General features: G+C 69.4%; 3 protein-coding genes and 1 pseudogene. 2 read left to right on the forward strand and 2 right to left on the reverse strand.

What is annotated here, in order from left to right; genetic code table 11:
• Positions 1 to 74: 74 nt before the first annotated feature.
• On the forward strand, positions 75 to 428 hold the full coding sequence (locus AC08OU_RS22645) for a hypothetical protein (RefSeq protein WP_476605746.1): 354 nt from the start codon (positions 75 to 77) through the stop codon (positions 426 to 428).
• A gap of 11 nt (positions 429 to 439) precedes the next feature.
• A pseudogene (locus AC08OU_RS22650) lies at positions 440 to 685 on the forward strand (IS607 family transposase); the annotation flags it as partial.
• A gap of 86 nt (positions 686 to 771) precedes the next feature.
• On the opposite strand, the gene AC08OU_RS22655 reads toward AC08OU_RS22650, so the two are convergent.
• Together AC08OU_RS22655 and AC08OU_RS22660 are read right to left on the reverse strand one after the other, a co-directional pair.
• Complete coding sequence (locus tag AC08OU_RS22655; protein ID WP_476605747.1) at positions 772 to 1521, reverse strand: PIG-L deacetylase family protein; 750 nt, start codon at positions 1519 to 1521, stop codon at positions 772 to 774.
• Between the two features lie 625 nt (positions 1522 to 2146).
• Positions 2147 to 3142, reverse strand: a complete 996-nt coding sequence (locus AC08OU_RS22660) for an AAA family ATPase (protein ID WP_476602332.1) — start codon at positions 3140 to 3142, stop codon at positions 2147 to 2149.
• Positions 3143 to 3190: the final 48 nt, after the last annotated feature.

Raw genomic sequence — 3190 nt, forward strand, 5'->3', positions numbered from 1 at the left:
TCACCATTCTCGGCGTCGATCCGACCCGGCCACCTTGATCGGAAACCAGGCCGGTCAACGCATCGAAACCCCATGTGCGGAAGACAGATCTAGGAGCCGCAGCCTTCGCCGCACAGGGTCTCGTCGGCTACCTTCTCACCCACCGCATGTCCCGACGTGACCGGGTTTATCTGGCCGCTTCCCAGCAGAACGGCATCACGAGCATCGTGCTGTCCCTGGCCTTGGAGCCGGCGATTCCCGGGGTCGCCGCCGTCGTCGCTCCGGCGGTCGTCACCATCAACCTGCTGCACTGGCTGATCAATCGCTGGATCGACACCAGGCCGACCGTCTTCGGAATCACCGGAGCGGACGACGCGGCCTTCGACGACCGCGGCCTGCCGCTGCGGGAGATGTCCCCGCGGGGCAGCGACCTGCTGGCTTTTGAGTAAGTGATGTGTGAGTGAACTTGAAGCAGTGGGCGGAGCGTGAGGGTGTCCACTACGTCACCGCTTACCGCTGGTTTCGGGAAGGGAAGCTGCCCGTACCGGCGCGCCGGGTCGGGCGGCTGATCCTGGTCGAGCCGTCCGCCGTCGAACGCCCCACGGGAGCCGTCGCGGTGTACGCGCGGGTCTCCTCCGCCGGCCAGTACCCCGGCCTTGACCGGCAGGTTGCCCGTGTCACCGCATGGGCAACCGGACGTGAGCTCGAAGACCTGCTCCGGCTGTAGGGCCGCCATCCGGCAACAGGTGGCTGCGAGCAAGGGGCCTACTCATGCTTCATGACTCGCAACGGTCAGACGAAGACCGTCTCGGCTGGGCGCAGGAGCCGCGCCAGGGCCTCGGCCGGAAGCACCGCAGCATCGGCCGGATGGGCTGAAAGCGGAGCAATCTGGGTGCGGTAGCAGTCGACCGCTCGCTGCTTGGCCCGCTGCACGTCGACAGGAAGATGCACCCGTCGCGCCCTGGCCCAGGGAACTCGCGGGTCGTCCGGCACCGCCCAGTGCCAGGTCCAGACGGGGTACTCGAGCAGCCGGGTGCCCGTCCGCGCGGCGGCGATCTCCGCCGCCCGACCCGTCGCCTCATGATCTGGATGACGATCCCCGGCATACGTTGCGAGCAGCCACCCGTCGGCGGTGAGCAACGGTTCCAGCTGGTCGGCCAACAGCTCCTCGTGCCCGGCGACCCGCCCGTCGCGCAGGCTGACCCGATGCACCGGCACCTGGGCCAGTCCGAGTTCGGCGAGAGCGGAATGCTGTTCCGCCACCCGTCGCCGCGCAAGCTCGGCCGGCGACAGCGTCGGAGATCCGGGATGGGATGCGTCGCCGTCGGTTACCGCAACAACGGTGAGCGACACGCTCAGCGTGGACAGGATGGTCATCAGGCCACCGATGCCCAGCACCTCATCGTCCGGGTGGGGAGCCACGATCACTGCATTCGTGGGCGGAACGGTCAGATCCAGCTCCGCCCACCCCGGATCCCATCCCTGCCAGACCGATTCGGGGGTCCCGCTGTCGTCGGCGAAGGGCCGACGCTCGTCCGCCACGCGTTCCTCCTGCATCGTTCTTCCATACGGCATACAGCGCGGCACCGCACGGACATCGGTGCAGTCATCGGCAACGCCACACGCACGGGGCGGCGTGGCGCGCCCACGACGCCGGCCGGCACCATCACAGCCCATCCTCCGGGCACAGCCCATCCTCCGGGCACAGCCCCACCCTCCCGGGTGTGCCCACGTCGCAAGCAGGGTGGGCGGGGCGGGACTGCGCTGGGCTTGAGCGACGGTACCCGTCGAAAACACCCGGGAGCCCGCGTTCCGGTCACCTCCCCGGCCGGAAGGTCGTCCGCGTCCTGATCCCGGTGAAGGGCCGCACGCCCCCCTCGCGACGGACGGTCTGGGACCGCCGACTCCGACCGGTCGTCGTCGCGGGCCCACGGCCGGACGATCGGTGGCCCCGGCCATCGGATTCGCCACCGGTCGCCACGACGGACCGGCCGCCGCGCCCCCGAGCCAGCCGGCTCCGCAGGATGCGTCGTGCCCCGCTGAAGCGGTGGCGACCGTCGACTACCGGGGCCGTCACTGGCCGACACGCTAGGACTGCGCCACCTACGTGGGCTCCGCCCCGGCGGTCCTACCCGGCGCCCGATGTCGGCCGACCAGGGCGCCACGGTCAGATACCGACGAGACGACGCGGGGACGGGATGGTCTCGACGACCTCGTCCACGACGTCCTCGGCGATGACGCGGCGCAGTTCCGCCTCGGGGCTCAGCACCAGCCGGTGTGCCAGGACCGGCTTGGCCAGCGCTTTGACGTCGTCGGGGGTCACGAAGGCCCGTCCCTGCGACGCGGCACGCACCTGGACGGCCCGAAGCAGCGCGATACTGCCCCGTGGGCTCGCCCCCAGGCGGACGACATCCGGCAGCGTGCGGGTCGCGGTGACCAGATCGACGATGTACCGCCGGAGGGCGGGTGCCACATAGATGGCGGATGTCCGGGCGGCGTGGGCCACCACGTCCTCCGCCCGCATCACCGGTCTCAGATCCTCGATGCGCCGACCCACCTGCCGACCATCGAGGATCTCCAGTTCCGCAGCGAGGGAGGGATATCCCATCCGCAGTCGCATGAGGAACCGGTCCAGATGGGCCTCGGGCAAGCTGTACGTGCCGTCCATGTCGATCGGGTTCTGCGTCGCGACGACCATGAAGGGCCGCGGTACCGGATAACCGGTCCCATCGACGGTGACCCGCCCCTCCTCCATGACCTCCAGCAGAGCCGACTGCGTCTTCGGCGAGGCGCGATTGATCCCATCGCCGATGACGAGGTTGGTGAACACCGGGCCCCCGCGGAATCCGAACTCGTCGGCACGCTGGTTGTAGACCATCGTCCCGATGATGTCCGCGGGCAGCAGGTCGGGCGTGAACTGGATGCGATGCCAGCCGGCGCCCACCGACGCGGCGAGGCTGCGGGCCAGGGAGGTCTTCCCCAGACCGGGGACATCCTCGACGAGGAGATGGCCGTCGGCGAACATGCAGATCGTCGCGAGATCCACCACCTCACGCTTGCCGCGGATGACCTTCTCGACGTTGGCGACCACATCGTGGAAAGAGGCTGAGAACGTGGCAACCGCGGACCGGTCGCCGGACGTACTGTCGCGGCCGTCGCCCATGCGGGTCACGCGCTGCCTCCTAGGGCCTGTTTGGGAAGTTTATCGGGG

It is taken from the genome of Frankia sp. CcMO1 (assembly GCF_977945845.1).